Source organism: Psychrobacter sp. (assembly GCF_018260395.1).
Lineage (GTDB): Bacteria > Pseudomonadota > Gammaproteobacteria > Pseudomonadales > Moraxellaceae > Psychrobacter.
The window spans coordinates 1-5,406 of the sequence record NZ_JAGLBC010000155.1 but is presented as its reverse complement, the minus strand read 5'-3'; the positions used below and the strand labels follow the sequence as shown (position 1 = coordinate 5,406).

Here is a 5,406-nt window from a genome sequence, read left to right as displayed (position 1 = left end):
CAGTATCGCCTGTGGCACCCGTAGCGCCTGTGGCACCCGTAGCGCCAGTAGCACCTGTTGCGCCAGTAGCACCTGTTGCACCTGTGGCACCCGTTGCACCAGTATCACCTGTGGCACCCGTAGCGCCAGTAGCACCCGTAGCACCTGTTGCGCCTGTGGCACCCGTAGCACCAGTATCGCCTGTGGCACCCGTAGAACCCGTTTCGCCTTTTAGATTAAAGCTTTCAAGATACCAGTCGCCATCAGCATGTTTATTTAGAAGATACTCATATCCACCTTTAACTACTCGACGTTGTAACAAAAACTCCCCGTTTGAGTCGCCATCAATATCATACATAAGAACAGATTCTTGCCCAGTTGGATCGTTAATATTAAGGTTATTAACCCAAACACTATCGAACCCTTTGTCGATAACACTACCAGTAATTTTGATATTGTCAGTATATGACTTACCATCAACACCCAAGTCACCACTTTGACCCAAACCAGTCAGATAAGAGTCCATTAACCAATTGTTACTACCTGTTGTGTAGTCACCATCAATAGTAAGCTTGTCACCCGCCACACGGTTAGCCATGTCGATCTCTGAATCTCTGGCTATCACATTGCCTTTTAGTGTGAAGTCGGATTGTGTCTGATTGCCCGTTGAATTGCCTTTATTGATATCATGGGCAACCAAGCGCGATCCTATCAAGTTCAGATCGCTAAAGGACGCTTGTTTGCTATTAGCATTTGCTTCCAATTGCCAAGTTGAATCGTTTTGCAGATTCATATTTAGTGTTGATGCGTCTGATTTATTGACTAAACCTTGCATATATCCATTAGCAAAGTTGTATGTAACGTTGCTTAGATCGGGGGTTGTACCTTGAACATTGATAACGTTAGCATTAGCACCATTATTAGATATCAGAGAAGTGTTTTTACCTTTAGCTGTAAAAACATAATCTTTTTGACCACTTGCAACATTAATCAAATTTGCAGTATTGGTTTGTGTTTTATTAATAATTAAATCGTTGAATGAAGTAACAGTTTGAGCCGTATCTTGGCTAGCACTACCACTTACCCTAATAGCTTCTTTGCCTGCTTTAATAGTAGTGCTTGCAGTATCAGTGCTTGCATCTAACAATGCGCCTTGCCAAATAATATCAATCGCCGAACTGTTCACCGCTTGGGTTGTATCAATGTTCATATCGCCTGTTGAATATAAACGCCCTTCACCTGTTCCAACTGTAGCACCTTTACCCAAACGAATAGCGTTAGCGCGAGTGGAGTCGCTAACTATCTTAATGTTACTATTATTAAGACGTACTTCAGGTACCACCCCATTCTTTTCTGTTCCAGAAACATAAATCCCGATAGCATCATTATTTTTAGTTTGAATATCAATATTAAGGTCATTATTAACTTTTACATAGCCTGCTGAACCATTACCAGCGTTTCCGTTAGAGGCGCCTTGTATAGCACGAATACCAACGACTAGTGGAGATGACGAATAAAACGGGGTGTTATTAAACGCACTCATTTTAAGATCTAAATTGTCAAAAATCGCTTTTGACTGCAATCCATTAAATGCGACTGTTTCTCCAGAGTCCACGCTAGAACCTGTTAATACGCCGTAGTGCTCATATCTAATTAGAGGCAGGTTCTCCATGTTGAGGTTGAGCGATCCTATTGCCGATGTCCCTGCATGAGAGACAGCTAGACCAACCTTTCTATAATTATCCCCTAGTGGATTACTGATATTTGCATCTAAATTTTTAATGGTCAGAGATATTTTTTTGCCAGTGGCCTCGAATAAAGAAAGATCATTTGAGTTCGTCCCATAAACTGAAATACCATCGGAGCCTTTTACCGTTGCAACTAAATCATTAGTAACGCTGATACTCTTATCAGCACCCTGACTATAAACCAAGAAACCTTGATTATAAATACTATCATTTCCAATTACAGGGGGTGTGCTTGACACCTCGCAGTTGATATTTGCTCCAGTGTTATTAGTGTTATTTACTATAACGGAACCGTTAGTTAACTTGTTACATTCCACTGCAAAACTGGCTGAAGATAAAAGAACGCCACCCATAAGAAGCGTTGCTTTAGCAGACGACTTACTTTTTTTTCCTAGCTCAGAACATACAATCCATTGTCCCAAAGCGGTGTTCCAAATTAGCTTGTAAACTTTATTCATGATTCTTTCCTTATTATTAATTAAGTTATACCACCATGATTTTTCAACTACGTATTACTGCTATCAATAAAACTACCGCTAAATACAGTTTCCATTTTTAAAAAAACTATTTGAATAATGATCCCAAAATACCACGCATTAATCGACTGCCAGAGGGCCCTGCTACTTGCCTTGCAACTGTGGTTGCCACCGTACCAATGATTCGTTGTTTTAACTTTTCTTTATCGCGTTCCTGTTGTTGCTGTTCCTTTATGGCTGCCGCTGCCGCTTTGGCATCTAATGTCGCCTGCTCTTTAATAGCTTGATCGGCTTGTCTACGTTCGATTTCTTGTTGGGCTTGTTGTTCCTTCTCAATCATTGCATTTTGAGCACGCTTATTAAGCATCTCATAAGCACTTTCCCGGTCAATAGGCTGGTCATAGACACCTGATAACACACTGGCATTGACCACATCGAGTCGCTCACCTGCACTTAACGGCGCAAACTGACTATTTGGCGAAAGCATCCAAACGCGCTCAACGGGCGTTGGCGTGCCTGATTCATCTAATACGCTAACCAAGGCTTCACCCACACCCAGTGTCGTTAAAGCACTTTCAACATCCACATTGGGGTTGGGACGGAAGGTTAGTGCAGCGGCACGTATCGCTTTTTGATCTTTGGGAGTAAATGCTCGCAGTGCATGCTGAATACGGTGACCCAATTGACCCAAAATACTATCAGGGATATCAGTAGGACTTTGACTAATAAAATAAATCCCAATCCCTTTTGAACGAATCAGCCGTACCACTTGTTCTATCTTTTGCGACAATGCATCATTGGCATCTTCGAATAACAAATGCGCTTCATCAAAGAAAATCACCATTTTAGGCTTATCCATATCTCCCACTTCTGGCAAAGTTTCATAAAACTCGGATATCAACCATAACAACAAACAACTGTATAGTTTTGGACTGAGCATGAGCTTGTCAGCAGCCAATATATTGATCACCCCACGTCCGTTCTCATCTGTCTGGATTAAATCATCCAGATTCAGCGCCGGTTCACCAAAGAACTGATGAGCACCCTGATCTTCTAAAGTCAATAATTGGCGCTGTATCGCCCCAACACTGGCGGCAGATATATTGCCGTAGCGAGTGCGTAGCTCATTGGCATTGTCCGAAACAAACTGCAGCATTTGTCTTAAATCTTTTAGATCAAGTAGTAACAATCCTTCATCATCAGCAACTCTAAAAGCGACGGTTAATACACCCGCTTGGGTATAATTTAAATTTAATAATTGACCTAATATTAAAGGGCCCATTTCACTAATGGTAGTACGCATGGGGTGGCCTTGCTGCCCAAAGACATCCCAAAACACACAACGATACCCTGTAAAGGTTGGCGTCGGCAACTTCAATTGAATCAAACGTTGTTGTAACTTCTCGCTCATCTCGCCAGCATGCGCTAGCCCCGATAGATCGCCTTTGACATCGGCCATAAAAACTGGCACACCTAGTTCGGCAAACTGCTCGGCTAGTACTTTTAATGAGACGGTTTTTCCTGTACCGGTAGCGCCTGCTATGAGGCCGTGACGGTTGGCCATATTTGAGCGTATAAAAACCGGTTCCTTTTGAGTATCCACCGATGTGGAGTATGCTAGGGTTATGTTTGCCATTGTTTAGCTCACAATTAAAATAGATTAAGTAAGTTTTACTATATCACCCCTTATACGAATTGCAATATATAAAATAGGCCATTATTAAACCGAGAAACTTCAAGCCTAATAATCTTAAGCTTATAGCACACAGTGATTAAACTATCATTAAATATATGATTTGCTATTCAAACCCTTATCAAGATTTAGCATTTATTGATGCATATCAACCTTAGCTTATTGGGTAGATTTTTCTTCAATTTAGCTATCCAATTCACCAAAATACAAAGCATCGAAGTCCAATTCACCAAAATTCAATTCACCAAAGTAGCATTAATAAAAAATTCAACTCACCAAATTAACATTGATAAGTTGACCATAGCGTTGCTAATGTAAAGCTGAAACTTTATGGCACAACGTTATGCCTTATTGCTTAACGCTGTATTTTTTGGCTCAACTCTACTAATGCAACAGGATATAATTATGAGAAGCGCTATTTACCACAGTTTTGGCAAACCCTCTGAAGTACTTAATATAGAGGATACGCCAACGCTACAACCTAACGCCCATGAAGTACGTATCAAAACGCTTTTATCACCGATTCATAACCATGATTTGATTACGATACAAGGCCAGTATGGCGATAAGCCAGACCTACCTGCTATAGGCGGCAGTGAAGCATTAGGCATTATTGACGCTATTGGTGATGAAGTAGAGGGTCTAACGGTTGGCCAACGAGTCGTTACAGCCAGTGTAAAAAATACTTGGGCTGAGTACTTTATTGCTTTCTCAAATATGGTCTTTGCTGTTCCAGATATACTTGAGGATGAGATAGCTTCGCAGCTGATTGCTATGCCATTAAGTGCCTTAATGCTGCTTGAATTCATGGCGTTACAGTCTGGTCAATGGGCAATCTTGAATGCTGCTAATGGTGCCGTTGGTAAATCATTTGCGATGTTGGCCGCCGCTCGTGGGATCCACACCATTAGCTTAGTTCGCCGTGCAGAAGCGGTTCAGGAATTATCAGATTTGGGCATTAAACATGTTATTGATACCTCAAAATCTGATTGGATAGATCAGGTGCGTGATATTACTGGTGACTCACAAATAAGTGCCGCCGCCGACTCTTTGGGTGGTAGCGACAGCAATGACTTATTAACACTATTAGGCAGTGGCGGTACTTTGGTTTCTTTTGGCGCAATGACCGGTGGGGCCATGGTATTAAATCCCAGCAGCCTTATCTTTAAAGAAGCAGTAGTGAAAGGATTCTGGGGCAGTAAGACTAGTCGAGAAATGGATAGTATTAACAAGCGCCGTTTAATTAAGGAGCTGGTTGAGCGTGCTATTCATAAACAACTGACTTTGCCTGTTGGTGCCATTTATAGTTTAGAGGATATAAAACAAGCAGTGTCAGGTGAGGTACAACAGGGTAAAAAAGGTAAAGTATTGTTGAAAGTCTAGTTTTTGAATTGAGTGAGCAATACCATATTGCTTTAAATCTATTTTGCTAAAGGGCAACGTCTTGGACGTTGCTTTTCTTATGAATAGCTCTTTTGATAGCTTAAATTATGATAACTCCAATTATACT

General features: G+C 41.2%; 3 protein-coding genes. 1 reads left to right on the top strand and 2 read right to left on the bottom strand.

All coding sequences use genetic code 11. The annotated features are described in order from the left end of the window. Nucleotides 1-2,185, bottom strand: a 2,185-nt coding sequence (locus tag QZ265_RS09640) for an ESPR-type extended signal peptide-containing protein (protein WP_296405674.1), incomplete at its 3' end; no start/stop codon positions are given. A 106-nt stretch (nucleotides 2,186-2,291) separates the two neighbouring features. Further along, nucleotides 2,292-3,839: a helicase HerA-like domain-containing protein gene (locus QZ265_RS09635; RefSeq protein ID WP_296405673.1), complete on the bottom strand. Its 1,548-nt coding sequence runs from the start codon at nucleotides 3,837-3,839 to the stop codon at nucleotides 2,292-2,294. 462 nt (nucleotides 3,840-4,301) lie between these two features. Here QZ265_RS09635 and QZ265_RS09630 point away from each other — a divergent pair, with 462 nt between their 5' ends. After that, nucleotides 4,302-5,279, top strand: coding sequence for a zinc-binding dehydrogenase (locus QZ265_RS09630; protein ID WP_296405677.1), 978 nt, complete (start codon nucleotides 4,302-4,304; stop codon nucleotides 5,277-5,279). Nucleotides 5,280-5,406 lie beyond the last annotated feature (127 nt).

What these genes read in the sequence shown, in the direction of transcription:
- QZ265_RS09635 (WP_296405673.1), bottom strand. Translation starts at nt 3,839, where the DNA reads ATGGCAAACATAACCCTAGCATACTCCACATCGGTGGATACTCAAAAG.
- QZ265_RS09630 (WP_296405677.1), top strand. Translation starts at nt 4,302, where the DNA reads ATGAGAAGCGCTATTTACCACAGTTTTGGCAAACCCTCTGAAGTACTT.